33 protein-coding genes are annotated in these 26,775 nt (G+C 44.5%); 4 read left to right on the top strand and 29 right to left on the bottom strand.

All coding sequences use genetic code 11. The annotated features are described in order from the left end of the window. Positions 1–19: 19 nt before the first annotated feature. The 6 genes from NSQ16_RS19160 to NSQ16_RS19185 form a co-directional block, all read right to left on the bottom strand. A complete protein-coding gene (locus tag NSQ16_RS19160; protein WP_003227702.1) occupies positions 20–160 on the bottom strand; it encodes a hypothetical protein in 141 nt (46 codons plus the stop codon). A gap of 130 nt (positions 161–290) precedes the next feature. Continuing rightward, positions 291–974: a VWA domain-containing protein gene (locus tag NSQ16_RS19165; protein WP_024571497.1), complete on the bottom strand. Its 684-nt coding sequence runs from the start codon at positions 972–974 to the stop codon at positions 291–293. Positions 975–1,359: 385 nt separating this feature from the next. Beyond that, complete coding sequence (gene spoIID, locus NSQ16_RS19170; protein WP_076457473.1) at positions 1,360–2,391, bottom strand: stage II sporulation protein D; 1,032 nt, start codon at positions 2,389–2,391, stop codon at positions 1,360–1,362. Between the two features lie 195 nt (positions 2,392–2,586). Then, positions 2,587–3,897 (bottom strand): UDP-N-acetylglucosamine 1-carboxyvinyltransferase, encoded by a 1,311-nt coding sequence (gene murA / locus NSQ16_RS19175; protein ID WP_029726057.1) that lies wholly within the window; start codon positions 3,895–3,897, stop codon positions 2,587–2,589. Positions 3,898–3,930: 33 nt separating this feature from the next. Then, positions 3,931–4,671, bottom strand: coding sequence for a YwmB family TATA-box binding protein (locus NSQ16_RS19180; protein ID WP_032727046.1), 741 nt, complete (start codon positions 4,669–4,671; stop codon positions 3,931–3,933). 128 nt (positions 4,672–4,799) lie between these two features. Then, positions 4,800–5,030 carry a DUF1146 family protein gene (locus tag NSQ16_RS19185; RefSeq protein ID WP_003227691.1) on the bottom strand — a complete coding sequence of 77 codons (231 nt, stop codon included), beginning with the start codon at positions 5,028–5,030 and terminating at the stop codon, positions 4,800–4,802. A gap of 169 nt (positions 5,031–5,199) precedes the next feature. On the opposite strand from NSQ16_RS19185, the gene NSQ16_RS19190 reads away from it, so the two are divergent. Continuing rightward, positions 5,200–5,673 (top strand): hypothetical protein, encoded by a 474-nt coding sequence (locus NSQ16_RS19190; RefSeq protein WP_003243900.1) that lies wholly within the window; start codon positions 5,200–5,202, stop codon positions 5,671–5,673. Between the two features lie 33 nt (positions 5,674–5,706). Here the strand turns inward: NSQ16_RS19190 and NSQ16_RS19195 are convergent, their stop codons facing one another. The 18 genes from NSQ16_RS19195 to spoIIR form a co-directional block, all read right to left on the bottom strand. Continuing rightward, positions 5,707–6,105, bottom strand: a complete 399-nt coding sequence (locus tag NSQ16_RS19195) for a F0F1 ATP synthase subunit epsilon (protein WP_014478254.1) — start codon at positions 6,103–6,105, stop codon at positions 5,707–5,709. Positions 6,106–6,128: 23 nt separating this feature from the next. Next, positions 6,129–7,550, bottom strand: coding sequence for a F0F1 ATP synthase subunit beta (gene atpD, locus NSQ16_RS19200; protein WP_003227686.1), 1,422 nt, complete (start codon positions 7,548–7,550; stop codon positions 6,129–6,131). A 25-nt stretch (positions 7,551–7,575) separates the two neighbouring features. Further along, positions 7,576–8,439, bottom strand: coding sequence for an ATP synthase F1 subunit gamma (atpG, locus tag NSQ16_RS19205; protein WP_003244388.1), 864 nt, complete (start codon positions 8,437–8,439; stop codon positions 7,576–7,578). Between the two features lie 76 nt (positions 8,440–8,515). Continuing rightward, positions 8,516–10,024, bottom strand: coding sequence for a F0F1 ATP synthase subunit alpha (gene atpA, locus NSQ16_RS19210; protein WP_003243657.1), 1,509 nt, complete (start codon positions 10,022–10,024; stop codon positions 8,516–8,518). A gap of 16 nt (positions 10,025–10,040) precedes the next feature. Next, the gene (locus tag NSQ16_RS19215; RefSeq protein ID WP_339232398.1) at positions 10,041–10,586 is read right to left on the bottom strand and encodes a F0F1 ATP synthase subunit delta; all 546 of its coding nucleotides are present in this window, start codon (positions 10,584–10,586) and stop codon (positions 10,041–10,043) included. Further along, entirely contained in the window at positions 10,583–11,095 is a 513-nt protein-coding gene (atpF, locus tag NSQ16_RS19220) for a F0F1 ATP synthase subunit B (protein ID WP_003244051.1), read from the bottom strand. Before atpF ends, NSQ16_RS19215 begins: the two co-directional genes overlap by 4 nt. Before the next feature lie 162 nt (positions 11,096–11,257). Further along, positions 11,258–11,470: a F0F1 ATP synthase subunit C gene (gene atpE / locus NSQ16_RS19225; RefSeq protein WP_003151167.1), complete on the bottom strand. Its 213-nt coding sequence runs from the start codon at positions 11,468–11,470 to the stop codon at positions 11,258–11,260. Positions 11,471–11,515: 45 nt separating this feature from the next. After that, entirely contained in the window at positions 11,516–12,250 is a 735-nt protein-coding gene (gene atpB, locus NSQ16_RS19230; protein ID WP_003242621.1) for a F0F1 ATP synthase subunit A, read from the bottom strand. A 7-nt stretch (positions 12,251–12,257) separates the two neighbouring features. After that, positions 12,258–12,641 carry an ATP synthase subunit I gene (gene atpI, locus NSQ16_RS19235; protein WP_003243159.1) on the bottom strand — a complete coding sequence of 128 codons (384 nt, stop codon included), beginning with the start codon at positions 12,639–12,641 and terminating at the stop codon, positions 12,258–12,260. Between the two features lie 423 nt (positions 12,642–13,064). Then, a complete protein-coding gene (gene upp, locus NSQ16_RS19240; protein WP_003227670.1) occupies positions 13,065–13,694 on the bottom strand; it encodes a uracil phosphoribosyltransferase in 630 nt (209 codons plus the stop codon). A 134-nt stretch (positions 13,695–13,828) separates the two neighbouring features. After that, the gene (gene glyA, locus NSQ16_RS19245; RefSeq protein WP_327836365.1) at positions 13,829–15,076 is read right to left on the bottom strand and encodes a serine hydroxymethyltransferase; all 1,248 of its coding nucleotides are present in this window, start codon (positions 15,074–15,076) and stop codon (positions 13,829–13,831) included. A gap of 206 nt (positions 15,077–15,282) precedes the next feature. Continuing rightward, positions 15,283–15,825, bottom strand: coding sequence for a TIGR01440 family protein (locus tag NSQ16_RS19250; RefSeq protein ID WP_017696008.1), 543 nt, complete (start codon positions 15,823–15,825; stop codon positions 15,283–15,285). Positions 15,826–15,837: 12 nt separating this feature from the next. Next, the gene (gene rpiB, locus NSQ16_RS19255) at positions 15,838–16,287 is read right to left on the bottom strand and encodes a ribose 5-phosphate isomerase B (RefSeq protein WP_003221910.1); all 450 of its coding nucleotides are present in this window, start codon (positions 16,285–16,287) and stop codon (positions 15,838–15,840) included. Positions 16,288–16,443: 156 nt separating this feature from the next. Next, the gene (prpB, locus tag NSQ16_RS19260; protein WP_014481190.1) at positions 16,444–16,896 is read right to left on the bottom strand and encodes a protein arginine phosphatase PrpB; all 453 of its coding nucleotides are present in this window, start codon (positions 16,894–16,896) and stop codon (positions 16,444–16,446) included. A gap of 75 nt (positions 16,897–16,971) precedes the next feature. Then, complete coding sequence (locus tag NSQ16_RS19265) at positions 16,972–17,529, bottom strand: manganese efflux pump MntP family protein (RefSeq protein ID WP_003227661.1); 558 nt, start codon at positions 17,527–17,529, stop codon at positions 16,972–16,974. Between the two features lie 78 nt (positions 17,530–17,607). Then, positions 17,608–18,648 carry an L-threonylcarbamoyladenylate synthase gene (locus NSQ16_RS19270; protein ID WP_327836361.1) on the bottom strand — a complete coding sequence of 347 codons (1,041 nt, stop codon included), beginning with the start codon at positions 18,646–18,648 and terminating at the stop codon, positions 17,608–17,610. A gap of 156 nt (positions 18,649–18,804) precedes the next feature. Continuing rightward, a complete protein-coding gene (locus NSQ16_RS19275) occupies positions 18,805–19,248 on the bottom strand; it encodes a hypothetical protein (protein WP_042975493.1) in 444 nt (147 codons plus the stop codon). Positions 19,249–19,314: 66 nt separating this feature from the next. Further along, entirely contained in the window at positions 19,315–19,989 is a 675-nt protein-coding gene (spoIIR, locus tag NSQ16_RS19280) for a stage II sporulation protein R (protein ID WP_003227654.1), read from the bottom strand. Positions 19,990–20,129: 140 nt separating this feature from the next. Between spoIIR and NSQ16_RS19285 the strand changes: the two genes are divergently transcribed. Further along, the gene (locus NSQ16_RS19285) at positions 20,130–20,492 is read left to right on the top strand and encodes a UPF0715 family protein (RefSeq protein WP_014478265.1); all 363 of its coding nucleotides are present in this window, start codon (positions 20,130–20,132) and stop codon (positions 20,490–20,492) included. A 16-nt stretch (positions 20,493–20,508) separates the two neighbouring features. Here the strand turns inward: NSQ16_RS19285 and NSQ16_RS19290 are convergent, their stop codons facing one another. Genes NSQ16_RS19290 through prfA form a run of 3 tightly spaced genes read right to left on the bottom strand, consistent with a single transcriptional unit; the run spans position 20,509 to position 22,794 of the window. Continuing rightward, a complete protein-coding gene (locus NSQ16_RS19290; RefSeq protein ID WP_038429779.1) occupies positions 20,509–20,796 on the bottom strand; it encodes a DUF5316 family protein in 288 nt (95 codons plus the stop codon). A gap of 59 nt (positions 20,797–20,855) precedes the next feature. Then, positions 20,856–21,722: a peptide chain release factor N(5)-glutamine methyltransferase gene (gene prmC / locus NSQ16_RS19295; protein ID WP_015251009.1), complete on the bottom strand. Its 867-nt coding sequence runs from the start codon at positions 21,720–21,722 to the stop codon at positions 20,856–20,858. A 1-nt stretch (position 21,723) separates the two neighbouring features. Beyond that, positions 21,724–22,794 (bottom strand): peptide chain release factor 1, encoded by a 1,071-nt coding sequence (gene prfA / locus NSQ16_RS19300; RefSeq protein WP_003227645.1) that lies wholly within the window; start codon positions 22,792–22,794, stop codon positions 21,724–21,726. A gap of 125 nt (positions 22,795–22,919) precedes the next feature. On the opposite strand from prfA, the gene NSQ16_RS19305 reads away from it, so the two are divergent. Together NSQ16_RS19305 and racA are read left to right on the top strand one after the other, a co-directional pair. Then, the gene (locus tag NSQ16_RS19305; protein WP_015251008.1) at positions 22,920–23,306 is read left to right on the top strand and encodes a VOC family protein; all 387 of its coding nucleotides are present in this window, start codon (positions 22,920–22,922) and stop codon (positions 23,304–23,306) included. Positions 23,307–23,427: 121 nt separating this feature from the next. After that, positions 23,428–23,982 (top strand): chromosome-anchoring protein RacA, encoded by a 555-nt coding sequence (gene racA / locus NSQ16_RS19310; RefSeq protein WP_015251007.1) that lies wholly within the window; start codon positions 23,428–23,430, stop codon positions 23,980–23,982. Positions 23,983–24,016: 34 nt separating this feature from the next. Here the strand turns inward: racA and NSQ16_RS19315 are convergent, their stop codons facing one another. Then, the gene (locus NSQ16_RS19315; protein WP_003242497.1) at positions 24,017–24,976 is read right to left on the bottom strand and encodes an AEC family transporter; all 960 of its coding nucleotides are present in this window, start codon (positions 24,974–24,976) and stop codon (positions 24,017–24,019) included. A gap of 81 nt (positions 24,977–25,057) precedes the next feature. Beyond that, the gene (malS, locus tag NSQ16_RS19320) at positions 25,058–26,755 is read right to left on the bottom strand and encodes an oxaloacetate-decarboxylating malate dehydrogenase (RefSeq protein ID WP_003244309.1); all 1,698 of its coding nucleotides are present in this window, start codon (positions 26,753–26,755) and stop codon (positions 25,058–25,060) included. Positions 26,756–26,775: the final 20 nt, after the last annotated feature.

Genomic DNA, 26,775 nt, shown 5'->3' on the forward strand with positions numbered 1-26,775 from the left:
CTATATGTTGGATTCTTCTTTATGCTAGAATACGAAAATGCAAAAAGATATAGGACATGCTGCCTTTTGTGCTGCTTTCACGATCTGTCCAAAATCGCTTGAAATGCCGTTCATTTTTAGCCATTTCCGCCCAGAAAGCATAAACAGCTTGTGTGATCATTCATTCTTTTTTCGCCTTGATTATGACAGAAAAACGGAAATCTGCTACTATGCTACAGGCAGACAGCTAATTAGTTTTGAAGTTTTTGTTACATACAAAAAGAGGCTGACCATCACCAGCCTCTTTTTTCTTATTTAGATAACATTAGTGATTGCTGAGTGAAAATTTTCTCAACATCTTTTTGGGTATAAGCCGGGAAGTATTCACCGCCGCCTACTTTCGCAATTGCGTTCAGCTGGCCTTTGTATCCCTCTTTATAATCAAAGCCGATCACATTAACAGTGATATTGTCTTTTTGCAGTTCCTTTGCTGTTTTAATCGGGTTTCCTCCGCACGTTTCCTCACCGTCTGTCAACAGATACACCACTTTTTCCCCTTTTGCATCAAGCTGGTCAAAAGAAGATTTCGCCTCGTTCAGCGCTTTGGCAATTGGCGTCCAGCCAGTCGGCCCAATTGTATTGAGAGAATTGAGGAAGCTTTGCTCGTTAAAGCTTTGGAAGCCGTATACGTTGCGAATGGCTTCACATGACTGAACTTTTCCGGAATTTTTATTGTTTCCTTCAGAGCCAAACACGCTCATTTTCACCTGAGTTCCTTCTGGCAGTGAGCTCGCAAACTTTGAAATTTCTTTTTTGGCTGAATTAAATTTAGATACACCGTCTATTCTTTTCGCCATACTTCCGCTGGCATCAAGCAAGACCGCCACGTTCGCAGGAGCTTTAGCCTCCGTTTCTTTCTTTTCAGCTGCAAAAGCAGGTGAAGTTAATCCAAAAAGCAATCCTGTCATCATGATCAGTGAAAATCTTTTCTTCATGTTCGTACCCCTTTACCAATTTGTTTCTGCGTGCAGATGTTCAACGCTGAACATAATCTATCGTAATCAACAAAAACCGAGAAATAAATAGGGCGGGCTTCCCCATTGCTGTTGTTTACTTTTGCATAGAAACCTATGTTTTTATTAGTGATTTCCACCTAACGCCCCTATGAAAAGAGAAGATTGTCCGCCTTTCGGCTTTCGTTATATGAGTCTGTCGAAGTCTGTCGACAAATGTGGATGACTTTACCACAATCTCAAAGCCTGAAATCAGGAAAAAAGGACTGATCCTTAAAGACGGTCAGAAGCTCCTCTAAACCGTTTCAGCTGCTCTTAGATAAAAGACATTCAGGAACAGAAAAAGACGCCCAATGGGCGTCTTTTTCTACTTTTTCGCCATATATTTATTCAAAAACGCATCTGCCTCAGAAATTTGTGTACCTTGGTAATAGTACTTTACAATGTCATCAACCGTTTTGCCTTCTTTGGCCATAAAATTCGCTCCGTATTGGCTCATCCCCACACCGTGGCCAAATCCTCTCGTCGTGACTGTAATTGTGTCTCCATTTCGCTTCCATTCAAAATCGGCGGAGTTGAGACCCAACTTTTCACGTATGTCTCTTCCTTTCAGCGTCTTGCCGTTAATGACGGCAGTTGCGACCTGGTGGCCCGGTGTCTCGCCGGTAATCTTCCCTACTGCGCTAGATCCATCCAGCTTGACGCCAAGCTTTTGCTGAAATTCTGCCGCTGTAAAGGTTTTCGTTGCCTTATATTTCGGAGACCTTTTATCCCATGGGCTTTTGACGCTTTTTAAATATGGGATAGCACTTGTCCAATAAGCTTCTGCATTCTCTGTGTAGCCGTTGCTTGTGGAGAAAAAGGAGGCTTCAATCGGCTGGTTGTTGTACGTTAAGATTTTGCCTTGTGTACTGGCTACCGCAGCTGTGATTTTCTTCAGTTTTGTCTCATAGCTTGTGCCCCACTGTTTTTTCAGCTCCGCTTTGTTTTTATACACCTGGAACATCTGTGTATCATCCACCAGTGAGCCTTTAGGAGCCTCAACAGCTGAATTTGACACCATCAGTCTGACAATAAATGTTCTGGCGGCGAGGGCCTGGGCTTTCAGTGCTTCAGATTCAAAGGTTGCCGGCATTTCGGAGGCGACGACTCCAATCACATACTCTTCAAGCGGAATGTCTTCTACGGATTGATTTGCGGTTCGATAGACGGGAATAGAAACAGGTGATGCTTTCAATGTTTCTGCTCCTTTCGATGCTGGTTTCGTGCTGACTGCTGTCTTTTCTGATTCTACGCTGGCCCCCGCTTCCTTATTATGCTGGAATGGTATAACCAAGAGTGTGGGAACCAAGAGAATCAATGCACATAGTACGGATAGTGTGATTGCGAATTGTTTCATATTCAGCTGCCTCCTGCTCGGGATTCGACTCTAGTCTAGTCTATGGGCAGGGACAAGCTAATATGACTCTCGTTTTGGACAGAAACTTTATTTGTCATTTACGTATTCTTTTTTGCTATTTTGCGCATAATGATGATAATACACAAAAAATAAAAAACCAGTATGCCAGAGTGACATACTGATTTTCAAGTAAGTTTATGCATTTAAGTCAGAAACGACTTCTTTATTCTCTTGCTCAGAAGCAGACTCATCATTTACACGTTCGATGTCTGCGCCCAGAGCGGCAAGCTTCTGATGGAAATCAACGTAACCGCGGTCTAAGTGCTTCAATTCAGTAACACGTGTGTGACCTTCAGCCACTAACCCCGCAAGAATCAGCGCTGCACCTGCACGCAAATCAGTCGCTGCAACTTCAGCTCCCTGAAGCTGTACAGGACCGTTAATGATGACAGAACGTCCTTCAATCTTGATATCACCATTCATACGGCGGAATTCTTCCGCATGCATAAAACGGTTTTCAAAAACGGTTTCTGTAATCATGCTTGTGCCGCTTGCACGAAGCAGAAGCGCCATCATTTGTGACTGCATATCAGTCGGGAAGCCCGGGTGAGGCATTGTTTTGATGTCAATCGGTTTAAGTTCTTTCGGGCCGATGACACGCAGACCTTCACCTTCATCCTTAATTGTTACACCCATCTCTTCCATTTTTGCAATTAAAGAGGTGAGGTGCTCAGGAACCGCTCCTTTTACTAATACGTTTCCTTCAGTGATTGCAGCAGCAACCATAAATGTGCCCGCTTCAATACGGTCAGGAATAATATGGTGTTTTACGCCGTGAAGCTTTTCGACTCCTTCAATTTTGATGGTGCCGGTGCCAGCTCCGCGGATTTTTCCGCCCATGCCGTTGATATAGTTTGCTAAATCAACGATTTCGGGTTCTTTTGCCACGTTTTCCAGCGTTGTTGTTCCTTCAGCTAGAGCGGCTGCCATAATCAGGTTCTCTGTAGCTCCTACACTTGGGAAGTCCAGATAAATTTTTGCGCCTTGCAGTCGGCCTTTTACTTCAGCTTCAATGAAGCCATTACCGACTTTGATTTTTGCGCCCATTGCTTCAAAACCTTTTAAATGCTGATCAATCGGTCTGGAACCAATTGCGCATCCGCCCGGAAGTGCAACTCTTGCATGACCTGTACGCGCAAGAAGCGGCCCCATGACAAGCACAGACGCACGCATTTTACGAACATATTCAAAAGGTGCTTCAGTTTGCAAAGCGTATGAAGCATTTACAGTCACTTCATTATTTTCAAAATGCACATCTGCTCCTAAATGACGCAACACTTCGTTAATTGTATATACATCGGAGAGCGTAGGTACATCACAAATTACGCTTTTTTCTTCACTTGCTAATAAAGATGCAGCGATAACAGGTAAAACGGCATTTTTAGCGCCTTCAACTTTGACTGTGCCGTTTAACTTCTGACCGCCGCGGACGATGATTTTTTCCAAGGTATTCCCCTCCGCGTCCCTAAATTCTCTATATTAATATTCAGTCGTAACGATTGGTGTGCCAACCGTAACGGTATGTTTTCCGCCCATTCCTGCACTTCTAAGTGCAATTTGCAAATTCATTTTATGTTTCGAGGTCATAATGTACTCTTCCCACTCATCTGTAAACGCAGAAATAGAAACGAAATTTGGCTCAACTACATGTTCTACTGATCTTGCTTGAAATTCATTTAATAACTGATTTGCTTTTTTTTGCAAAACAATATTCATATTATCATCTAAGTGACCATTTAGACAAGTAAAAATAACTACTTTTTCTTGGAATATCCCAAGTGTCTCCCGTTCAAACTGTTCATATGTATCATTCCAGCTATCCGGTGTCTCTAGACTCATTTGCTCATATAATAAATACGAAGTTGGATTGTGTTTTTTGAGGGTTGTGACAAGCTGCAGTCTAAAAGAAGTACGATTTTTTTTGTCAGTATATGTGCCAATTGCCTTTATCATTTTATCTTCCCGTGCAATCACCCAATCATATTGACGATACTCTGATTTTAAACGTTGCACTTTTTGATAAAATTCTTTTTCGGTCAGTGACATGTTTTGTTTTGCATGCAATGTCCACTTATCTATTGACACATCTTGGCGTTCCATCCCCTCTGCCATTTTTGCTAGCGGCGTTAATTCACTCGCATGAATGGTATGGAAAACAGCAATGACGAAGCTTAACATGACGGAAATGATAATAGCGTGGCTTACTTGTTTTTTCTTCATGTTCATCTCTCCCCCTTATCCCCAGTTTTACCGGAGGCAAGAGGCGCCATACGTAAAAATCTTCGTCAAAACTCGAGCTATTCGCCTCAACCCGCTTCTCCCAACCATTTAATAATGTTCAAAACCTATTAAAATAGATAGGGAAGCTGCTGTGAATAATTGAGGTAATCTAAAAAGAAATTGGCAACGGCCGTTCCAATGGCGATTGTCAGCAAAATCATCAGGAGTCTTGCCTGCACGACTTTGCCTTTTTTGATTAACGGATCTATATTGACGGCTTGCAACGCCCACCAAGTCACTGCTATAAAAATCAGGTGAACGACAATGCCGATTGCAGCCTGCTGTCCCAATACACTCATCTATTACACTCCTTTCTCTGCGTTCATACCCTTTCTTATTATATAAGAAGCACAGATAAAGATGATACATTTTATACAGAACGGAATAATCAGCCAAATCTAGGGCTAATCCCCGCTTAAAGTGCGATTCTTTTACATGGTATACTTTATTGGAAAGGAGCTGGCAAATGTGAATCATTCTTTTTTTCAGCCTGAAAAGCAATATGGTGAGGACCTGCCAATTTTTGATCAGGAATGGGAAGCAATTGCATTCTATTATGATTATAGACAGTCACAGATTGAAGAACTGAATGAATTGTGTCAGTTTTTTAACATTTCTCTTACCTATACGAGAGAAAGCCTTGAAGAGCTTGAAAACCTCTATTTTCAAAGTATACAAGAACTTTTGCTTGCTGATTGGAATCTTCCTATTGAAGAATTCGAGAAAATGATCAGTGTTTATCTTATAGATTGCGTGATTGCCCGCCATGAAGATGCTGAATGGGTTGTAAAACCTTATCCCTATAAAGACGGCGCTTATACACTTGGCTTTAGAAGACATCGTAAATCGTGGCATACAATGAATGCCTGTGATGGTTTATACCTGCGTCCAAAAGAGGATCGCCCGCTGCTGTCGCTGTTTGATTCTCTTGTGCGTTCATAAAAAAATCCTTCTCTTTATGAGAAGGATTTTTTCTTATTTCCCTGCTACATCCAATCTGTTCAAAGCCCGCTGTAACGCAAGCTCAGCCCGACGAATGTCAGTATCATCTGATTGAGAATTCAAACGCTCCTGCGCCCGCTGGCGTGCAGCTTCAGCGCGCTCTTTATCGATGCCTTCTGCTGTCTCGGCAGCCTGGGCAAGGATGGTGACCTGATCAGGACGGACTTCGACAAATCCGCCGCTGACGGCAACCATTTCAGTCTGCCCGTCTTTTTTCAGACGGACAGCGCCGATTTTAAGAGGAGCCACGGTTGGAATATGGCCTGGCAAAATACCGAGATCGCCGCTTTCGGCTCTCACACTCACCATTTCGATATCCGCATCGTATACTGGGCCGTCGGGAGTAACGATATTGACTTTAACGGTCTTCATGCTTTTACCCTCCTAGGACCAGATTAAACTTCTACACCCATTTCTTTTGCTTTCTCAACAACTTCTTCGATACGGCCTACAAGACGGAACGCATCTTCTGGAAGATGGTCGTATTTACCGGCTAAGATTTCTTTGAAGCCTTGTACCGTCTCTTTTACAGGCACGTAAGAACCTTTTTGTCCAGTGAACTGTTCAGCCACGTGGAAGTTCTGAGAAAGGAAGAACTGGATACGGCGTGCGCGGTGAACGACAAGTTTGTCTTCCTCGCCTAGTTCATCCATACCGAGAATCGCAATGATATCTTGAAGCTCTTTGTAACGCTGAAGCGTTGACTGTACTTCACGCGCAACTGCATAATGCTCTTCTCCGACAATTTCAGGAGCAAGGGCGCGTGATGTAGATGCCAACGGATCAACCGCAGGGTAAATACCCATTTCAGTTAATTTACGCTCAAGGTTTGTTGTCGCATCCAAGTGAGCGAACGTTGTCGCCGGCGCCGGATCAGTGTAGTCATCGGCAGGCACGTAGATCGCCTGGATAGATGTAACTGATCCAACGTTCGTAGACGTGATACGCTCTTGGAGCTGACCCATCTCAGTTGCAAGCGTCGGCTGATAACCAACCGCTGAAGGCATACGGCCAAGAAGGGCTGAAACCTCTGAACCCGCTTGTGTGAAACGGAAAATGTTATCGATGAAGAACAGTACGTCCTGTCCTTGTACATCACGGAAGTGCTCAGCCATTGTAAGGCCTGTCAAAGCAACACGCATACGTGCGCCCGGCGGCTCGTTCATTTGTCCGAATACCATGGCTGTTTTGTTGATTACGCCAGAGTCACTCATTTCGTAGAAAAGGTCGTTCCCTTCACGAGTACGCTCTCCTACGCCGGCGAATACAGAGATACCGCCGTGCTCTTGCGCGATGTTGTTGATTAATTCCTGGATTAATACGGTTTTACCTACACCGGCACCACCGAACAATCCGATTTTACCGCCCTTAATGTAAGGAGCAAGCAAATCAACAACTTTAATACCTGTTTCAAGAATTTCAACTTCTGTTGAAAGCTGATCGAATGAAGGCGCCTGTCTGTGAATCGGATCCTTTTTCGCATCCGCAGGAACCGGCTCATTCAAATCAATATTTTCTCCGAGAACGTTAAATACACGTCCAAGTGTTACATCACCAACCGGTACTGAGATTGGCGCTCCTGTATCTACAGCTTCCATACCGCGCTGAACACCATCCGTAGATGCCATTGCGATTGTACGGACTGTATCATCACCTAAATGAAGAGCGACCTCAAGCGTTAAATCAATACCTACTTCGTTTTCACTTGCAGCTGGCTGTGAAATTTTAATCGCATTATAAATTTCAGGCAAGTGACCGTCTTCAAAACGCACGTCGACGACCGGTCCTAATACCTGGCTAACGCGTCCTTTCTTCATCGCTATCCCTCCTGACAAAATCTTTCTATTCTAAAGCGGCTGCTCCGCCGACAATTTCCGTAATTTCTTGTGTGATGGCTGCTTGGCGAGCGCGGTTGTAAGAAAGCGAAAGTGAATCGATAAGTTCCTTCGCGTTGTCTGTCGCGTTTTTCATCGCCGTCATTCTTGCAGCGTGCTCACTTGCTTTACTGTCAAGAAGCGCACCGAAGATTAAGCTTTCTGCATATTGAGGAAGCAAAACCTCCAGAACCTCCTCTTCAGATGGTTCAAATTCATAAGACGCCGTTCTTTTTCCGCCGCCGCTGCCCAAATCAGATAACGGCAGAAGTTTTTTCTCCGTTACTTCTTGAGTAATGGCGCTGACAAAATGGTTATAAACAAGGTGCAATTCATCAAACGCACCGTCTATAAACATTTGGATCGTTTGACGGGCAAGATCTTTAATTTCTGTAAACGTTACTTCATCCCCAAGTCCTGTTAACTCGGAAATGATCGGAATCTCCCGTTTCTTAAAGAAATCACGGCCCACTCTTCCGATGGCAATCACCGCATACTCATCCTTAGACTGATGACGTTCTTGCATGGCCTGATAAGCACTCCGTAAAACCGAACTGTTAAAAGCGCCGGCAAGACCGCGGTCAGACGTAATGACAAGGTATGCCGTTTTTTTCACTTCTCTGCTGAGAAGCATCGGGTGCTTCACGTTGCCGGAAACTCTTCCGACGTTTGACACAACCTCTTGGATTTTATCCATATATGGCACAAATGATTTTGCATTGTTTTCAGCACGATTCAGCTTAGCCGCAGATACCATCTGCATGGCTTTTGTAATCTGACTTGTTTTTTTCGTTGACGTGATCCTTGACTTAATATCGCGTAATGAGGCCAAAGATTTCACCACCTTTTCTCTTCATCTGCGTAAAAAGAGAGAAAAAGAGAACCTTTTTCTCTCATCAGCATTCGAGTTAGTTGCTTGGTGCAAATGTGCGTTTGAAGCCTTCGATTGCAGCTTTGAAGTCTTCATCAGCAGGAAGGTTTCCTGTTTTCGCAATTCCGTCAAGCAGGTCTTTATGGTTTTGGTCAAGGTACATGTAGTACTCTTCTTCAAAACGTCTGATATCCGCCACAGGAATATCATCGAGATATCCTTTTGTCAGCGCATAAAGAATGGCTACTTGCTTTTCAACCGGAAGCGGCTTGTTCAGATCCTGCTTCAGCACTTCAACTGTACGCGCACCGCGGTTCAGTTTTGCCTGAGTCGCTTGGTCGAGGTCAGAACCGAATTGAGCGAATGCTTCCAGCTCACGGTATGACGCAAGGTCAAGACGCAAAGTACCTGATACTTTTTTCATCGCTTTGATTTGCGCTGAGCCGCCGACACGGGATACAGACAATCCGGCATTGATCGCTGGACGTACGCCTGAGAAGAACAAATCAGATTGCAGGAAGATCTGTCCGTCGGTGATGGAAATGACGTTCGTCGGAATATAAGCAGAGATATCTCCGGCTTGTGTTTCTACGAACGGCAGAGCTGTAATTGATCCTGCGCCTTTCGCGTCGCTAAGCTTTGCTGCACGCTCAAGCAGACGGGAATGAAGATAGAATACATCCCCAGGGAACGCTTCACGGCCTGGCGGACGGCGAAGAAGCAAGGACAGCTCACGGTAAGCGGCCGCTTGTTTAGAAAGATCATCGTATACAACAAGAACGTGCTTGCCGTTGTACATAAATTCTTCTGCCATTGTAACCCCAGCATACGGTGCCAGGTACAGAAGCGGTGCCGGCTGTGAGGCAGACGCCGTTACAACAATTGTATAATCAAGCGCGCCGTGTTTACGCAATGTTTCTACTACGCCGCGGACTGTTGATTCTTTTTGGCCGATCGCAACATATACGCAGATCATGTCTTGGTCTTTTTGGTTCAGGATCGCATCGATCGCAACAGATGTTTTACCTGTTTGACGGTCACCGATGATCAGCTCACGCTGGCCGCGGCCGATTGGAATCAGTGCATCGATCGCTTTGATACCGGTTTGAAGCGGTTCATGAACGGATTTACGGTCCATAACGCCTGGTGCAGGGCTCTCAATCGGACGAGTTTTGCTTGTCAGGATCGGACCAAGTCCGTCTACCGGCTGGCCTAACGGATTTACAATACGGCCGATTAACTCTTCACCAACAGGAACCTCCATGATGCGGCCTGTTCTTTTTACTTCGTCTCCCTCACGGATCTCACTGAAAGGTCCTAAGATGACGATACCTACGTTTGATTCTTCAAGGTTTTGAGCCATACCCAAAACACCGTTTGAAAATTCGACAAGTTCACCGGCCATACAGTTGTCAAGGCCGTGCACACGAGCAATACCGTCACCGACTTGGATGACTGTACCTACGTCTTGAACTTCAATATCAGATTGATAATTTTGTATTTGCTGTTTTATCAGCGTGCTAATCTCTTCAGCTTTGATGCTCACTTAGGTTTCACCCCTTCTATCGATTTTCCCCGGCTAATTGACGTTCAATGCGCTGAAGCTTCCCGCTTACGCTGCCGTCATAAATCCGGTTTCCAATGCGGACTTTAATGCCGCCTATTAAATCCGTCTGCACTTCATTTCTGATTCTCAGTGAAGCGACTCCGGCTTTTTTTGCAAACACTTGTGATAATGGTAAAATTTCAGCATCCGTCATCGGTTTCACTGAATATACGATTGCGTCTTCTGTTTGACGGGCCTCATTTGCGAGTTTGATAAACTCATCTGTGAGCTCAGGCACAATCGCGGCACGATGGCGGTCAATCAAAAGAAAAATCGTATTAAGCACGGACTGTGACAAAGAGCCAAATGCATTTTGGATCAGCTCTTTTTTCTTCGCAGCCGGCACCTTCGGATGGTTCAACACATCATTAAGCGCTTTTTCATTTTGAAATACTTGTTTTACAACAGTTAGCTCTTCTTCTACTTGATTCAGCTGAGCGGACTCATTGGCTATATCAAAAAGAGCTGATGCATATCGTTTAGAGACAGCTGATCCACTCATCGGCTTTCTCCTACCTCTTTAAGATAGTCCTGGATCAATTTCTCTTGCGCTTGTTCATCCAGTTCTTTTTCGATCACTTTCGACGCAATCATGACAGAAAGAGACGCTACTTGCTCACGGAGAGCAGAAACCGCCTGTTCTTTTTCCTTCACGATTTCAGTTCTTGCTGCTTCTTTCAGACGTTCAGATTCTGCACGTGCAGCCTGAATAATCTCTTCTTTTTGCTTCTCTCCCAGTTTCTTTGCGTTTTCGATAAGAGTTTGGGATTCCTGTCTTGCTTCTTTTAAAAGAACGCGCTGCTCTTCAATCAGCTGCTGCGCTTCTTTATTTTTTTCTTCAGCAGACGTAATTTCTCCAGCGATGTGGTCTTCACGCTGTTTCATTATGTTTAATAGCGGCCCTAAAGCGTATTTCTTCAGAAGCGCTAATAAGATTAACATAGCTAACAGTTGGAACAGGATATCTCCGCCGTTAAACGACAATCCTAGTTCAAGTGGTAATTGAGACATCTACTACGGCAACTCCCTTCTGCAGGTTTTTCTTTGCTGATCCAGCAGCCGCACTTGTCTCTTTTCAGCCGGCAAGGCGGGATGCTTATCAGACATAAAGCAATGGCGAAGGTTCTCTTGGAATGATCTTCGCCATTTTTAGTTCATATAAGGCTTTTATGCTTAGCCAAAGAACGCTAAGAATGCGATAACGACAGCGATAATAGGAAGGGCTTCAACTAATGCGATACCCATGAACATAAGAGTTCTCAGTTCTTTACCTGCTTCCGGCTGACGGGCAATCCCCTCTACCGTACGTGAAACAATCAAACCGTTACCAATACCTGCACCAAGTGCGCCTAAACCAATTGCAATCGCAGCTGCTATTAAATTCATGAAAAAGTTCCTCCTTTAAAATGTTATCCGTTTGGATATAATGTTTTAATGATCATGACTGATTTTATGAGACATGTACACCATCGTCAGCATTGTAAAGATAAATGCCTGGATAGCACCAATAAATAAACTGAATGCTTGCCATGCCAGCATCGGCAGAATGGCACCGATTGTACCGACAAGACCGAGAGCCACGCTTTGCGAATAATGGCTTGTTGCTAATCCCGCAAGCAGGCCGAGAAGAATCTCACCGGCGAAGATGTTACCATACAGCCGCAAACCTAGAGTCAGCGTATTCGCAAACTCTTCGATGATTTTCATCGGGAGCATGAATGGAACAGGTCTTAAATAGTCTTTGGAATATTCCTTGAGCCCTTTCATCTTCACACCATAGTAGTGGGTTAAAGCAACAACCATCACGGCTAGCGTTAATGTAATGGCAGGATCGGCTGTCGGAGACTTCCACCAGAGCTCATGTCCGATTGTAATAGAGAACGGCAGCCCCAGCATATTCGACACAAATATGTACATCAGCAATGTGACACCAAGTGCCAAGAAGTTAGCCCCTGTTTTTAAATCCATTGTACTGCCAATAATATTGCGGACGAAATCAACAATCCATTCCATAAAGTTCTGGGCTTTTCCGGGACGGATCGAAAGCGTTCTTGTCGTCAATATAGCAATCAATAAAACAATCACACTCGCCACAGTAATCATCAGAATGTTTGTCAGATTAAAAGTAAGACCTAGAAATTCTATAGTTCTGTAACCATGATTCAAAGGGTTTTCACCTCTCTTCCATTGATGAACGTTTAAGCTGGATAAAGGAATCTATCATAATGACAGGGTATATTGTCATTAATCCAATAACTGTACTTGCCATATGAAAGTATTCGGGATTTTTATAGGCAACAGCCACAGCAAGAATCGCATTGCACCACCGCGCTGCGCTCCCGAGAGATCGTATGGACTTTCCTTTCTCAACAGCTCTGTCAAAAGCATTCATTCTTCTGACGAGCAGTAAAAAATTAAACAAACTGAAAACAGTTCCCAGAATAAGGCCTAAAAAAACGGTTTTATACGCTGTTAAACCATAACCCAGTACATACACTGCCAAAATGAACAATAAATATTTGCGTTGTCTGCTAAATGTAAGCTTGGGATCGTCCATCAATTATCTGTCTCCTGATGAAAAAATAATGTATAGCTTGGATACGGCAAAAATCAGCGGTTAACCCTTAGTAGAAGACCTTTTTTGACCGGCAAAACGGGCCTGTTCGAAAAAATCATTCATCCGCAAGCCTTGCAGGGATGCTGTTTCATTCGCTTAAATAAATCCTCATAATACGGGTTTGCTGAGAGGATTTACATTGAGGATGAGGACTATAATGAAAGCTATGAAAACCTTCTCATAATACCCTCGTTTAGCATACAATAGCCCCTAACATGTGTCAATCTGTTTAAAGTTAAAAAACTTTTTATACTTTACGTCTCCACAGAATGTTCACATTTTCACCTATAATTGTATACAGATTCACCGAATAGCAAAAAACTGGATAAAAAAAATGAAACCCCCTTTTGGGGATTTCATTTTTTATTTTGTTCCAAACATGCGGTCACCCGCATCTCCGAGACCTGGAACAATATAACCTTTTTCATTTAATTTTTCATCTAGCGCCGCAATGTAAATATCAACGTCCGAATGATGCTTCTGCAATTCTTCCACACCCTCCGGCGCTGCTACAAGACACATGAAACGGATATTTTTCGCACCGCGTTTTTTAAGGCTGTGAATGGCTTCAACTGCGGAACCGCCTGTAGCGAGCATCGGGTCAACCACGATGAATTCACGTTCTTCCACATCAGAAGGAAGCTTGACATAGTATTCCACGGGTTTTAAGGTTTCTGGATCACGGTAAAGGCCGACATGTCCCACTTTTGCCGCAGGAATCAGCTTTAAAATGCCGTCAACCATTCCCAATCCTGCTCTGAGGATAGGAACCACTCCGAGTTTTTTCCCTGAGATGACTTTCGATTTCGCAGCCTGAACCGGTGTATTGATATCCACTTCTTCCAGAGGAAGATCGCGGGTAATTTCAAATGCCATGAGTGTAGCCACTTCATCTACTAACTCTCTAAAATCCTTCGTACCTGTATTTTCATTCCGTATATATGTCAGCTTGTGCTGAATTAAAGGATGATCAAATACATAAACCTTTCCCATACTGTGTTTCAGCTCCTTTTTTATTGTCCCATCAACAATTACACACTTCTATTGATTCTACAAAAAAAGACATTGAGTTTCAAGAACATCGTCAAAAAACCCGCCGGGCATAAGCCCAAGCGGGTTTTAGGATCTTAATAATCTAATTCTTTATATAAAGGAAATTTATCAGTCAGAGCAGCTACACGCTGTCTTGCTTCTTCAAGTTTTCCTTCGTCTTCGTGGTTTTTCAATGCAAGCGCAATGATAGCACCGACTTCTTCTAATGCGTCTCCGTCAAAACCGCGGCTGGTTACAGCAGCTGTACCAAGACGGATGCCGCTTGTTACGAAAGGTTTTTCAGGATCATATGGAATCGCGTTTTTGTTAGACGTAATACCGATTTCATCAAGTACATGCTCCGCAACCTTACCAGTCAGTCCGAGCGAACGAAGGTCAACAAGGATAAGGTGGTTGTCAGTTCCGCCTGAAACGAGCTGGACGCCCTCTTTCGTTAAGGCTTCAGCCAGACGTTTCGCGTTTGAAATGACGTTTTGTGCATATGTTTTGAAATCGTCCTGCAATACTTCACCGAATGAAACAGCTTTTGCGGCAATAACGTGCATCAGCGGGCCGCCTTGAATTCCAGGGAAGATCGATTTATCAATTTTCTTGCCAAACTCTTCACGGCAAAGGATCATACCGCCTCGAGGACCGCGAAGTGTTTTATGTGTTGTTGTTGTAACGAAATCAGCGTAAGGAACCGGGTTTGGATGAAGGCCTGCCGCAACAAGTCCTGCGATATGTGCCATATCCACCATGAAGTAAGCGCCGACTTCATCAGCAATTTCACGGAATTTCTTAAAGTCGATTGTACGAGGATACGCACTTGCTCCTGCTACGATAAGCTTCGGTTTATGAGCGAGGGCTTTTTCACGCACGTCATCGTAATCAATATATTGAGTTTCTTTATCTACGCCGTACTCAACAAAGTTATATTGAACACCGCTGAAGTTGACTGGGCTTCCGTGTGTTAAATGGCCGCCGTGGGAGAGGTTCATCCCAAGTACAGTATCGCCTTGCTCCAAAATCGTGAAGTACACTGCCATGTTTGCTTGTGCGCCTGAATGAGGCTGAACGTTTACATGCTCCGCTCCAAAGATTTCCTTCGCGCGGTCACGGGCGATATCTTCAACGACATCGACGTGCTCGCATCCGCCGTAGTAGCGTTTGCCCGGATATCCTTCTGCGTACTTATTTGTCAAAACAGATCCTTGTGCTTCCATAACTGCTTCACTTACAAAGTTCTCAGAAGCAATCAATTCGATCTTAGTCTGTTGGCGTTCACGCTCATTTTTAATGGCGTTAAACACTTGTTCGTCTTGCGCAGGTAAATGTTTCATCAGCGAGATCCTCTCCTATCCGTATCCTGTTCTTTGTTTTTACCATCACTATTGTACATGGTTTTTAAGGCCGATGTAAAAGATTATTTTTAAAAAATCTAAATTTTTATCGGTAAAAACGAATATTAATAACTTAAATTTAATTTAAAGTTCGGAATTTATTTCACTGTCTTAAAATAAAAGAAAAGACTGGCTATGCAGTCCTTTCATTCGCACTCATAAACCGCCCGCACTCCGCCGATTAGTTTCGGCCGTGTACGCGCCAATGTCACATGAGCTGAACCGAGGCTGTTTTGAGAGACACGCATAGGGACAGCCACCGGCTTCAGATGCATGCCGATAAACGTATCGCCTATATCAATTCCGGCGTCAGCCTGAATGGTTTCAACAAGAACAGGAGACTTCATCTGCTTAAACGCATAAGACGCCATCGCTCCGCCCGCTTTTGGAACGGGCACGGCAGAAACGGTTGGAAGCCTGAACAGCTTGGCTGTTTCTGCTTCGACGACAAGCGCTCTGTTTAAATGCTCGCAGCATTGAAACGCCAGATGGATTCCCGTTTTTTCCCGGAGCTCAGCAAGTCCGCTGTAGATGCTTTCAGCGATATCTACACTGCCCGATGTGCCGATCCGGCTGCCGGCCACTTCGCTCGTGCTGCATCCAAGGACGAAGAGCTGATCTTGTTTCAATTCCGCTTGGTCCTGAAACTCAGAAAGCATCGTCTTCCACGTTTGTTTCAACTCATTCATTAAACAGCACCCCTACAGGTTTTTCTCTTCATAATCTGAGATTTTTCCAATACGCGTTTGGTGTCTTCCCCCGGTAAACTCAGTAGTCAGCCAGATTTTTGCGATTTCCCGAGCCAAACCAGGTCCGATCACCCGTTCACCCATCGCAAGGATGTTTGTGTCATTATGCTCCCTCGTCGCCTTCGCGCTGAAGGTATCGTGCGCCAGCGCGCAGCGAATCCCTTTTACTTTATTAGCGGAAATGCTCATGCCGATGCCTGTCCCGCAAATTAAAATGCCTCTGTCAACTTCGCCGCTAACCACTTTTTCGGCCACCGGAAAAGCATAATCCGGATAATCGACAGAGCCGCTGCCGCAGTCACAGCCCATATCAATATATTCAATTTGCAATTCGTCCATTAACTCTTTGATTTCATTTCGAATGTGAACGCCGCCATGATCCGATGCAATGGCTACTTTCATCTGCTTTTCCTCCCAGCGTGTGTGATGCGGCCCGCCCGCTTTATTGACCGCGCAGCCTGTCCGCTCTTTGATTCACACCATATGATGTGCTTTTCACTATATTCTACTCCTTCACGCAGGATTTGCAAATGACCTGTTTACAGATTTTCTGACAACTTATCTGCGGTCTTTTTTCAGCTGTTTTGCCAGCTGCCGAAGAAGCTCTTCAAGCTCATCTCGCGTTTGTTTATAGATGTCAATTGAGCCGCCGAACGGATCGATGACATCACCATGGCTGCCTGTGACATATTCTTTTAAAGTAAACACTTTATCACGATAACGTCCAAATTGGCTGGCAATGATCTGTTTGTGCTGATGGGTCATAGCCAGAACCAAATCAGCCGATTCCATAAGTTCTTCCGTTAATGGAGAAGACACATGATTAAGGGCAATGTGTTTTTCAAACAGCGCTTCGACTGCATGAGGCGTCGCTTTCCCATTAGGTGAAGCAAACACGCCTGCCGAGCGGACATTGACATTCAGCCCTTCCATTTCTGCAATTGATTTAAAAAGCGCCTCAGCCATTGGGCTGCGGCACGTATTTCCAGTACAGACAAAAATAATATCCATGTCAGTCACCCCTTATTTTTCTCTATTATATATGAAGAAAAAAGAAACGGCGACTTCGTTTCTTTTATTGGTATATTAAATTGGCAAAAGCAGCTTTAATCCAAACACGATTAATATGATGCCCCCGAGCGCTTCGCTGTATGTGCCAAGCCATGACTGCACTTGTTTTCCGACCAGCAGGCCCAGCCATGTCAACATCATGCTGAACAGCCCGAACAGGGTAATTGTGAGGAGCGGATGCGAGCCGTATATCCCCAAGCTCAAGCCGACGGAAAAGCTGTCAAGGCTGACGCCGATGGCAAACAGCAATAAGCCCGGCCCTGCCGGTGACATGAATCGTTCTTCTGACTGTTTAAAAGAGGCCATAAGCATTTGAACCCCAAGAACAAAAAGCAGCGCCCCACCGATATAAACCGCTAACACGCCGAGGAGCCCTGACAGCATGTTACCGGCCGCCATCCCTGCGAGAGGCATGATGACGTGAAAGAGGCCGATGATGAAACCAATATAGAATATCTGCTTCTTTCTAAGTTTGACCATGCCCATTCCAAGGCCGACAGAAAAAGCATCCATCCCTAAAGCAAACGCCATGATGCTTAATGTAATCAGTTCGCCTATAAACAAATCCGACATACATAAATAACCCCCTTGGACACGCCCCGCTTTTTTAGCCTATGCGTGTCCAAAAAGGGTTAGAACATCTGACTGCTTTCAGCGAATCACTCTTCCTCCGGCGGCTTTCATCAGCCTGTTCATAATAGCAAGACCGACACCTGTGTCCGGAAAGGATTCCGCTATAATGAAATCCACCTTATTCTCATCAAAGCTGCGCAAAGCATCATACAGCCCTGCCGCAACAGTCTCAAGCTGAGCCCGTCTTCCGCAGCTCTTCACATAATCAGCGGAATAAACGCCCGCGTTTTCTTCTGTCGTCAGGACACCGACCCGTCTTCCGCCCTGTTGATATTCTTGAATGAGGTGCTGAATGCGCTCTGGGCTGCCTTCGCAAATGGCAAGAGGCGCTGTCGGCGCATAATGTGTATATTTCATCCCTGGAGAAATCGGCTTCTCGTTTTGGTCGCTGAGCCCTTTATCCACATGAATCGGCCCGATCACCGCTTCAATTTGTTCCTTCGTAATGCCGCCCGGACGCAGGAGAACAGGGATGTCGTCCGCACATGAAAGCACGGTTGATTCGACCCCGATTCCGGTAGGGCCTCCATCCATAATACCGGCTATGCGGCCATCCAAGTCGTGTGCCACATGCTCCGCTTTTGTGGGACTTGGCTTGCCTGATAGATTGGCGCTCGGTGCTGCAATCGGCAGTCCCGATTCGCGAATCAATGCAAGGGCAAGCGGATGATCCGGCATTCTAATGGCAACCGTTTCAAGACCTGCCGTTACACGAGGTGAAAGCGCATCAGGTTTGCAAGGCAGAATGAGCGTAAGTGCTCCCGGCCAAAACCGTTTCATCAATGTTTTCGCCTTTTCCGGCGCCGGGCCCGTTAAATCCTCAAGCTGGCTGATATCCGCAATGTGGACAATCAGGGGATTATCGCTCGGCCGCCCTTTCGCCTCATATATTTTTTTGACGGCATCCGTATTTTTTGCGTTTGCGCCTAGGCCATATACTGTTTCTGTCGGAAAGGCAACGACCTCATTTTCTCGGAACAAAGCGGCTGCTTGTGCAATTTGTGGATCATTTGTGGATAACTCGTCAGTTACATCCACAAACCATCTTTTCGTTTTCATTTCTGACCAAACTCCTTATTCACAACAATAAAACAATTGTTTTACGCGTGTAATCCTTTTGAAAGTATAAAAGATGTCCTGTAATAAAACAAGCGTTATCCACAAATTGTGGACAACGCTAATAAAGAAGTGGATAAGTATGTGTATAAACTGCACTTATCCAGACGCTTTTTTCATCAAAACGGCTCCTTCTGTTTGCCGCGATTCACAGAAGTGATCAGAAGAAAACAGCTCCTCCGGTACACTCTCAGCTCTTTCAAAACCCATGGCCGTCAGAAAGTCCGCAGAGGAATGCTGATTTGCTACTAGGTACACGGTTTTGATCTGATGCTTTTCGCACAGCACCTCCATGCTTTGAAAAAGCGTGACAATGTGGCCTTGGTGAAGCTTGTCCGATATGACAAGTGATCGCAGCAGCCCCTGGTCACAGCTTATTTTTTCAATACCGAGGCATCCGGCAATGTTTTTCTCACTGTCCTCCAGCATAAGAAATTGAGTGAAGCCTTCTTTCACGCCTTCATAGTTGGTTTTTGCCTGTTTTAAAAATGCCTCGAGCACATCTCCGTCTTTTTCCCTTGCCACCCGCAGTTGATAAAACATCCGTTCACCCCGTTTTTGCGTTCTTTCTTCCAATCTATGAGGCAAATCTATTTTTAGACCAGATGATTAGGAAAAAAGGTCGGAAATCCATTCGACTAAAAAGAATTTCACTTCTGTGCCGTCTTCTTTTTCTTCGTTCTCTTCTTTTTTGGCTTTTTCCGCTTTAGCGGTTACGTCCTCAAGCACTTTTTCAGTCTGCTTTTTTGAGGCTTCTTTATCTTCTTGTTCTTTGACGGCTTCCCCGTTAGAAAAATCGAGAAAGCAGAGGGGCGGGAACAGCACACACCACCAGTTGGCGCCGTCTCCGTTTCCAAGCGTAATCAAAATCGCTTCATACTCACCGGCAGGATATACCATGTTGCCGTAAAGCTTTGTCGGAAACGAGATTTTGTCAAAATCAACGGATATCGACTGATTCGCTCCTTCTTTCTCCATTGTTTCCTTTGCAATTGCTTTGATTTCAGGCAGCTTTGAACGAATCACGCGACGCGCTTCTTCAATAGAAGTAATATCCTTTACCCAAGTTGTGATTTCTTTATTCACCGCGTCTCTTATATGACGTTTTAATTGCTGGTCTTGATCACTATCGCTGTTTGCCAATATTCTCAAACGAATCGCCTGATCCGGTATGACCACCGGCTGATTTTCCGATTTCTGTGCCGTCTCTTCTTTTGCCAGCCCTACGAGCGCTCCAGATAATAAAAGAAAGATATATATACAAATGATTACTGTTTTTTTCATCGGTCCCCACCGTTCCTCTCCGTGCTTTGTTTCTAGCCCTATTATGGACAAGGAGAGCCGGGGGTAAACGTGCAGGGTGAAAAAAATCTAGCAAGCTGTTAATCTTATTTATGGTACGATAGTGTTTTAGGAGGTTTAAGATGAAATACAATTATACAGTGCTGTTATCAGCATTCACGATGTCCGTTCTTTATTCAGTAATTTATATTCATTCATTTATCATTGCCGCTCTCATCACAATGGCATTTTATTTTCTGTTTCCTTATTTGATCTTCGCACTGCCGCTTCAAATCATGATGAATAAAAAGCCGAAACGGTTCAGCCCTTTGTATCTGCTGTATTACCTTGCCGCTGCTTTTATTGCCAACGCGATCATTTTCGGCGTGCTTCAGCCTTCGGGACAATCTTTGTTTCAAAATACAGCCTTCTATCTTTTCGCTGTATTAACAGCTCTTATCTATTGGATATGGGATTCTGTTTTACTGCAAAAAAAGGAAGCCTAAGAGGCTTCCTTTTTTATTAAAACAAAATCGTCAGCAAATAACATAGAATGGAAGGTATCGCCGCAACAAAGAAAGCGGCCGCCATTTTCATGCGAGATGTACGGCCTTCTTTGGTTTCTGAATGGTAGTTTGCCCGCTGATCGCTTCCGCTTACAGCCAAACCCGATGTAATGATCGCGAGCCCCACTAAAGCGAGAGACGCAACGCCAAAAATCGCTTCATATGAAAGAGCCTGCGGAAAAATAGTGCCAATCATGCTCTCAATCGCAATGAGCAGGATTCCTGCTGTCAGGGCCTTTTTCATGTTTACATCCCCTTTGCTGGTGTTAAACAGCTTGATCCATTCACTCGCCAGCAAGCTGCTTATTTATTTTTATGAATCAGAGCGCATATGGTTCTGTCTTTTCCATTAATATCTTTCAGCACTTCCACTTCCGCTCCCTTAAACGCCTTGAGGATCAGGTCTTTGACCGCCGCTCCCTGGTTCCATCCGATTTCAAAAACGACAAATACTTTATCCTTCATGACAAGCGGAATGTCTTCCATAAACCGCTTATAAAATTTCAGCCCGTCTCCGCCATCGGTGAGAGCGTGCAGCGGCTCATGAAAACGGACAATTTCCGATAGATCAGCCATTTCTTCCTCTGAAATATATGGCGGGTTTGAGACAATGATATCCGCTTTTTTTCCCGCCTTAATAAAAGGCTCAAGCAGATCGCCCTGATAAAAGCGCACATTTGCTCCGAGTTTTTCTGCATTGGCAGAGGCGACTTGCAGCGCCTCTTTCGAAATATCGACCGCCGACACAGAAAAGTTTTGGTTTTCAAGCGCAAGCGTGACGGCTATTGCGCCGCTCCCTGTACCAACGTCAACAACTTCGAGCTTGCCGTCTTCAGAAAAGACACTCCGATATTTTTCAAGCAAATGAAAGACAACTTCTTCAGTTTCCGGCCGCGGGATCAGCACATCATCATTCACCATAAATTCCCGTCCATAAAAAAACTCTTTTCCTATAATGTATTGAACCGGCACGCCCTCTTTATGCATCTCAACGTGACGCTTAAAGCGATACAGCTCGTCTTCACCAATCGGTTCCTGTAAGCTTGCGAGCAGTTTGCTTCTCTCCATTCCGGTATCATAAAGCAATAGGAGCTCGGCAGCATTTTCTTCTCTTCCCGCTTCGGTTAAATAAGAAGAAGCCCATTTCAGGGCTTCGAATATCGTCTTCATCTTAACCTTCCGACTGCTGAAGCTTGCTTGCCTGATCTTCAACAATCAGCGCTTCAACCACTTCGTCAAGTTTTCCTTCAAGAATCTGATCAAGCTTTTGAATCGTCAAACCGATTCTGTGATCCGTCACACGGTTTTGCGGGAAGTTGTATGTGCGGATACGTTCAGAGCGGTCACCAGATCCGACTGCTGATTTCCGTGTTTGATCATATTCAGCCTGGGCTTCCTGCTGAAATTTATCATAGATTCTGGCACGGAGAACCTTCATTGCTTTTTCTTTGTTCTTAATTTGAGATTTTTCGTCTTGGCATGATACAACAACACCTGTCGGCAAATGAGTCAGACGAACCGCAGACATTGTTGTGTTAACGCTTTGTCCGCCCGGTCCGCTTGAAGCAAACGTATCGACACGGATATCCTTCTCATGAATGTCAACCTCTACCTCTTCTGCCTCAGGAAGACATGCTACTGTTGCAGTGGATGTATGGATACGGCCGCCGGATTCTGTTTCCGGAACACGCTGCACGCGGTGGGCGCCGTTTTCATATTTGAGTTTAGAATACGCGCCGCTTCCTGTAATCATAAAGATGATCTCTTTGTAGCCGCCCGTTCCGGTTACATTCGCTTCCATGACCTCTGTTTTCCAGCCTTGAAGCTCAGCATAACGGGAATACATTCTGTACAGGTTGCCCGCGAATAAAGCGGCTTCCTCGCCTCCCGCAGCCCCGCGGATCTCCATAATAACGTTTTTGTCGTCATTAGGATCTTTCGGGATCAGGAGCACCTTCAGGCGTTCGGACAGTGTTTCCGTTTCCTTCTGAAGTTCAGAAATCTCTTCCTTCACCATGTCGCGCATCTCAGCATCCAGCTTCTCTTCAAGCATCGCTTTTGCATCAGCCAGCTGTTCTGACGCATCTCTGTATTGTCTATATACGTCAACTGTTTCTTGTATATCAGATTGCTCTTTTGAATATTCTCTTAGCTTTTTCGGATCGTTGACTACTTCTGGATCGCTCAAAAGCTCATTTAATTTCTCGTATCGTTCTTCAATTGATTTTAAACGGTCTAACACGGTCTTCACCTCTGTTTTCCTGTGCGTAACATTCTCATTATAGTATAGTGATTAACCCCAGTCAAAAGCATTTCAATCCCATCTGGAAAAGCTCCCTCTGCTATACTGGAATTCGAGGAGGGATGATGTTGCTGAAATCCATACATCATATTGCAATCATATGTTCAGATTACGAAAAGTCGAAAGCTTTCTACGTACATAAGCTTGGTTTTCAGGTGATTCAAGAAACGTACCGCGAAGAGCGCGGCTCCTATAAGCTTGATTTGTCGCTTAACGGCTCGTATGTCATTGAGCTGTTCTCGTTTCCCGATCCGCCCGAACGACAAACCCGGCCTGAAGCCGCAGGCCTGCGTCACCTCGCCTTTACAGTCGTCAGCTTGGATAAGGCGGTTCAGGAGCTTCATGAAAAAGGAATCGAAACAGAGCCAATCAGAACAGATCCGCTGACCGGCAAGCGTTTCACCTTCTTTTTTGATCCTGACCAGCTTCCATTAGAACTGTATGAACAATAACAGTTTTTGAAGAAAAAAAGGAGATACCCACTTTCTTTGCCGAATCTTTTCTTGTTTTGTCTAACGGGAAGGGAACCGCATTCTATGGTCGAATACCTAGCTTAAAAGGAGGTATGGGATCATGAATACAAATATGGTAGCAAGTGAACTCGGCGTCTCCGCAAAAACGGTGCAGCGGTGGGTGAAGCAGCTGAATCTTCCGGCCGAACGCAATGAGCTCGGACACTATTCGTTCACGGCAGAAGACGTGAAGGTTCTAAAATCCGTTCAAAAACAAATCTCTGAAGGCACGGCGATTCAGGATATTCATCTGCCGAAAAGCGCTAAAAAGCGCACAGGCTTCCTTGTCCAAAAAACAAGTAGCGACACAGAACGAAGAATCGAGCAGCTTGAACAAAAGCTGGACACCCTTTTACAGCAAAGGCAGGACGAAAGCGAATTGATGGCAAGGATGTCGGAACTGGAACGCCAGCTGAAACAAAAAGCCGATGAAGGTGTATCTTACCAGCTGCTTCAGCACCGCAGAGAAATCGATGATATTCTTGCAGATCTGCAATCACTGACCTCACAAATGAAAGAATTCACCGCTCAGCCGATCCCCGAGACTGCTGCTGCTTCTGAAAAAACCAAAACGAGAAAAAAACCGCTGCTGTCACTGTTCAAATTTCAAACCTAAAGCAAAAAGCTCCCCGTAAAGGGAGCTTTTTTTGTTACGCAGTAAGCGCGATAATGATTGGAAGTGAAATCAATGACAGAATCGCACTGACCACAAACGCAGTTGCAGTTTCTTCTTCTTGTTTCTCGAAACGAGTCGCAATCATGGCTGCAACGGCAGAACCAGGGAATGCAACAAGAAGGATTGCTTTTGTTGTTTGGTCAGCCGGAAGTCCGATAGCAAGAGCAATTAAGAACATTAAAGCAGGCTGAACCGCAACTTTTAGTAACGCAATACCGATAGCCGGCATACTGAGTTTAATTTTACGAATACCAACGGTAACACCGACAGCAAAGAGAGCAACACCAGATGTTGTGCTTCCAAGCTGATCAAGCATTTTAACACCCAGCTCAGGAAGAGTGAAATTGAAAACCAGCACCAAGATCATACTGATTAACGGAGCAGCTGCAAGCGGCTCACAAAGACCATGCAGGATTGATTTTCCTGTCATCTTCCAGAAGCTGTCGCCACTCTCTTCGTTTTTCTTAGAAGACTCACCAACAGTAGCGATAATGATCGCGAGCGGATCAAGAATCGCGTTAACCACGATACCTGTGACCGCGATCGGAATCGCAACTTCATTCGCTCCGAATAAGCTTCCCAATACCGGGATACCCATAAATGCGAATGTCGGCTGTGCAGAGTTCAAAGAAAATACAGATGAGTTCGTTAAATCATACTTGAAAATAAATCTGCAAACCAAAAGAATGATGATATAGAAACCAACAATCCCAATAATTAAAGAAATCATTAAAGGTACTTGTGATAAAAATTCACTTCTGGAAGTTGTCAAAATACCAGCGATAAAGTGAGCTGGAAGTGCGTATTTCGTTACTAACGTACTTACCCCTTTTGCCGACTTGGCATCATAACTTCCAAAATGTCCTGCAAACCAACCCAGCACGATAACAAAGAAGATCGGCGCCAGGAGGATTAAGATATCTAAGATGCTCAAAATATTCTCCTCCAAATCCTATGTCCGTATACTTTAGCTTTACAAAAAGCTTTCCCTCGGACAGAAAAATTTACTCGCTAATTATTTCGCGATGACTTTTTTGTATTCAGGTGTCCACATTGCATCAAGTACCGCTTGTTTCACATCTTCAGGCTGACGATTTGCCACGCCGTCTTTAATTGCTGCTTCAGCAACGGCAATCGCAACTTGGATAGAAACCTCTTGAAGCTTATCAATGCTTGGAAGCAATCCTGCTCCAGGTGTTTCAAGATCAACCATTTCAGCAATCGCATCAGCAGTTGCAGCAAACATAGCAGGTGTAATGATACGCGCTTCAGCTACAATTGAACCAAGTCCAAGACCAGGGAACGCGAATGCGTTGTTAGATTGTCCGATTTCATAAGAAACACCGTTGTATTCTACATTGTCAAATGGGCTTCCTGTTGCAATAAGCACTTTTCCGTCAGTCCATTTGAACAGATCTTCAGGAACAGCTTCAGCAAGGTGAGTCGGGTTAGACATCGGCATGATAACCGGACGGTCTACGTGAGATGCCATTTCTTTTACAATTTCCTCTGTGAATGCACCTGAAACCCCAGAAGTACCAATCAAGATCGTTGGTTTCGCTTGACGAACCACTTCATCGAATGGAATTTGACCTTTTTCATCGCGCTTCCAGTCTTTCACTTCATCCGCATTGCGAAGGTAAGGTTTTTGGAAATCAAGGATGCCTTCGATGTCTTCAGTCAGCAAGCCTCTGTAATCAAGTGTGTAGAAACGTTTGTTAGCTTCTTCTTCAGATAATCCGGCAAGCACCATTGTGTCACGGATTTGGTCAGCAATACCGATACCAGCAGAACCAGCACCGAAGATAACAACACGCTGATCTTTAATAGAAGCGCCGGTTTTCTTCATAGCGGCAAGCACACCTGCAAGTGTAATCGCGCCAGTACCTTGAATATCATCATTAAATGTCAGGATTTCATGATTGTATTTTTTCATGATGTTGCGTGCATTTTTGTTGCCAAGGTCTTCCCAGTGAAGAAGCGCTTTAGGGAAGAATTTCAATGCAGCTTTTACATAAGCGTCAATGAAAGCTTCGTAGCGTTCACCTTGAACACGTTCATGCTTGTTACCAATATATAAAGGATCGTTTAGAAGTTTTTCGTTATTCGTACCGACATCAAGCACAACCGGGATAACACGGCTAGGGTCAATACCAGCTGCAGCAGTATAAACAGCCAATTTACCGATTGCGATATTAATACCGCCTACACCCCAGTCACCGATACCGAGAATGCTTTCGGAGTCAGTAGCAACGATAAGATCAATATCGCCTGCTGTCGCATGAAGGTTTTCAAACGCTTTTTCAATACCGTCAATGTTGTCGATTGACAAGTAGATTCCTTGAGGTCTTCTATATTCATGGCTGTATTCCTGAATCGCTTCACCAACTGTTGGCGTGTACACAACAGGAAGCATTTCGCGAAGATGGTTTTTCAGCAATTTATAGAAAAGAACTTCGTTACGGTTTGCAAGATCACTTAAGTAAACATTTTGACGAAGGCGGTCAGGCTGCGCTTGGAATTGCTCGTACGCGCGTTGTGCTTGTTGATCAAGAGAAAGTACAGTTGGCGGCAGAAGCCCTTCTAAGCCGAGTTCTTGTCTTTCTTCTAGTGAAAAAGCAACGCCTTTATTTAAAGTAGGAATAGATAAAACTTCTTTTCCTCTAAGAGTTGTTTCTAAGTGGCCTTCTTTCGTTTTTTTTATGTTATTCAAGCAAATCTCCTTCTTTCTTG

The sequence above is a fragment of the Bacillus sp. PS108 genome (assembly GCF_037963335.1).
In the GTDB taxonomy this organism is placed as follows: Bacteria; Bacillota; Bacilli; order Bacillales; family Bacillaceae; genus Bacillus; species Bacillus subtilis.

What these genes read in the sequence shown, in the direction of transcription:
- NSQ16_RS19160 (WP_003227702.1), bottom strand. Translation starts at nt 160, where the DNA reads ATGATCACACAAGCTGTTTATGCTTTCTGGGCGGAAATGGCTAAAAAT.
- NSQ16_RS19165 (WP_024571497.1), bottom strand. Translation starts at nt 974, where the DNA reads ATGAAGAAAAGATTTTCACTGATCATGATGACAGGATTGCTTTTTGGA.
- spoIID (WP_076457473.1), bottom strand. Translation starts at nt 2,391, where the DNA reads ATGAAACAATTCGCAATCACACTATCCGTACTATGTGCATTGATTCTC.
- NSQ16_RS19180 (WP_032727046.1), bottom strand. Translation starts at nt 4,671, where the DNA reads ATGAAGAAAAAACAAGTAAGCCACGCTATTATCATTTCCGTCATGTTA.
- NSQ16_RS19185 (WP_003227691.1), bottom strand. Translation starts at nt 5,030, where the DNA reads ATGAGTGTATTGGGACAGCAGGCTGCAATCGGCATTGTCGTTCACCTG.
- NSQ16_RS19195 (WP_014478254.1), bottom strand. Translation starts at nt 6,105, where the DNA reads ATGAAGACCGTTAAAGTCAATATCGTTACTCCCGACGGCCCAGTATAC.
- atpD (WP_003227686.1), bottom strand. Translation starts at nt 7,550, where the DNA reads ATGAAGAAAGGACGCGTTAGCCAGGTATTAGGACCGGTCGTCGACGTG.
- NSQ16_RS19215 (WP_339232398.1), bottom strand. Translation starts at nt 10,586, where the DNA reads ATGAGTGGATCAGCTGTCTCTAAACGATATGCATCAGCTCTTTTTGAT.
- atpF (WP_003244051.1), bottom strand. Translation starts at nt 11,095, where the DNA reads ATGTCTCAATTACCACTTGAACTAGGATTGTCGTTTAACGGCGGAGAT.
- atpE (WP_003151167.1), bottom strand. Translation starts at nt 11,470, where the DNA reads ATGAATTTAATAGCAGCTGCGATTGCAATTGGTTTAGGCGCACTTGGT.
- atpI (WP_003243159.1), bottom strand. Translation starts at nt 12,641, where the DNA reads ATGGACGATCCCAAGCTTACATTTAGCAGACAACGCAAATATTTATTG.
- upp (WP_003227670.1), bottom strand. Translation starts at nt 13,694, where the DNA reads ATGGGAAAGGTTTATGTATTTGATCATCCTTTAATTCAGCACAAGCTG.
- glyA (WP_327836365.1), bottom strand. Translation starts at nt 15,076, where the DNA reads ATGAAACATTTACCTGCGCAAGACGAACAAGTGTTTAACGCCATTAAA.
- NSQ16_RS19250 (WP_017696008.1), bottom strand. Translation starts at nt 15,825, where the DNA reads ATGAATGAGTTGAAACAAACGTGGAAGACGATGCTTTCTGAGTTTCAG.
- rpiB (WP_003221910.1), bottom strand. Translation starts at nt 16,287, where the DNA reads ATGAAAGTAGCCATTGCATCGGATCATGGCGGCGTTCACATTCGAAAT.
- prpB (WP_014481190.1), bottom strand. Translation starts at nt 16,896, where the DNA reads ATGGATATTATTTTTGTCTGTACTGGAAATACGTGCCGCAGCCCAATG.
- NSQ16_RS19265 (WP_003227661.1), bottom strand. Translation starts at nt 17,529, where the DNA reads ATGTCGGATTTGTTTATAGGCGAACTGATTACATTAAGCATCATGGCG.
- NSQ16_RS19270 (WP_327836361.1), bottom strand. Translation starts at nt 18,648, where the DNA reads ATGAAAACGAAAAGATGGTTTGTGGATGTAACTGACGAGTTATCCACA.
- NSQ16_RS19275 (WP_042975493.1), bottom strand. Translation starts at nt 19,248, where the DNA reads ATGTTTTATCAACTGCGGGTGGCAAGGGAAAAAGACGGAGATGTGCTC.
- spoIIR (WP_003227654.1), bottom strand. Translation starts at nt 19,989, where the DNA reads ATGAAAAAAACAGTAATCATTTGTATATATATCTTTCTTTTATTATCT.
- NSQ16_RS19285 (WP_014478265.1), top strand. Translation starts at nt 20,130, where the DNA reads ATGAAATACAATTATACAGTGCTGTTATCAGCATTCACGATGTCCGTT.
- NSQ16_RS19290 (WP_038429779.1), bottom strand. Translation starts at nt 20,796, where the DNA reads ATGAAAAAGGCCCTGACAGCAGGAATCCTGCTCATTGCGATTGAGAGC.
- prmC (WP_015251009.1), bottom strand. Translation starts at nt 21,722, where the DNA reads ATGAAGACGATATTCGAAGCCCTGAAATGGGCTTCTTCTTATTTAACC.
- NSQ16_RS19305 (WP_015251008.1), top strand. Translation starts at nt 22,920, where the DNA reads ATGTTGCTGAAATCCATACATCATATTGCAATCATATGTTCAGATTAC.
- racA (WP_015251007.1), top strand. Translation starts at nt 23,428, where the DNA reads ATGAATACAAATATGGTAGCAAGTGAACTCGGCGTCTCCGCAAAAACG.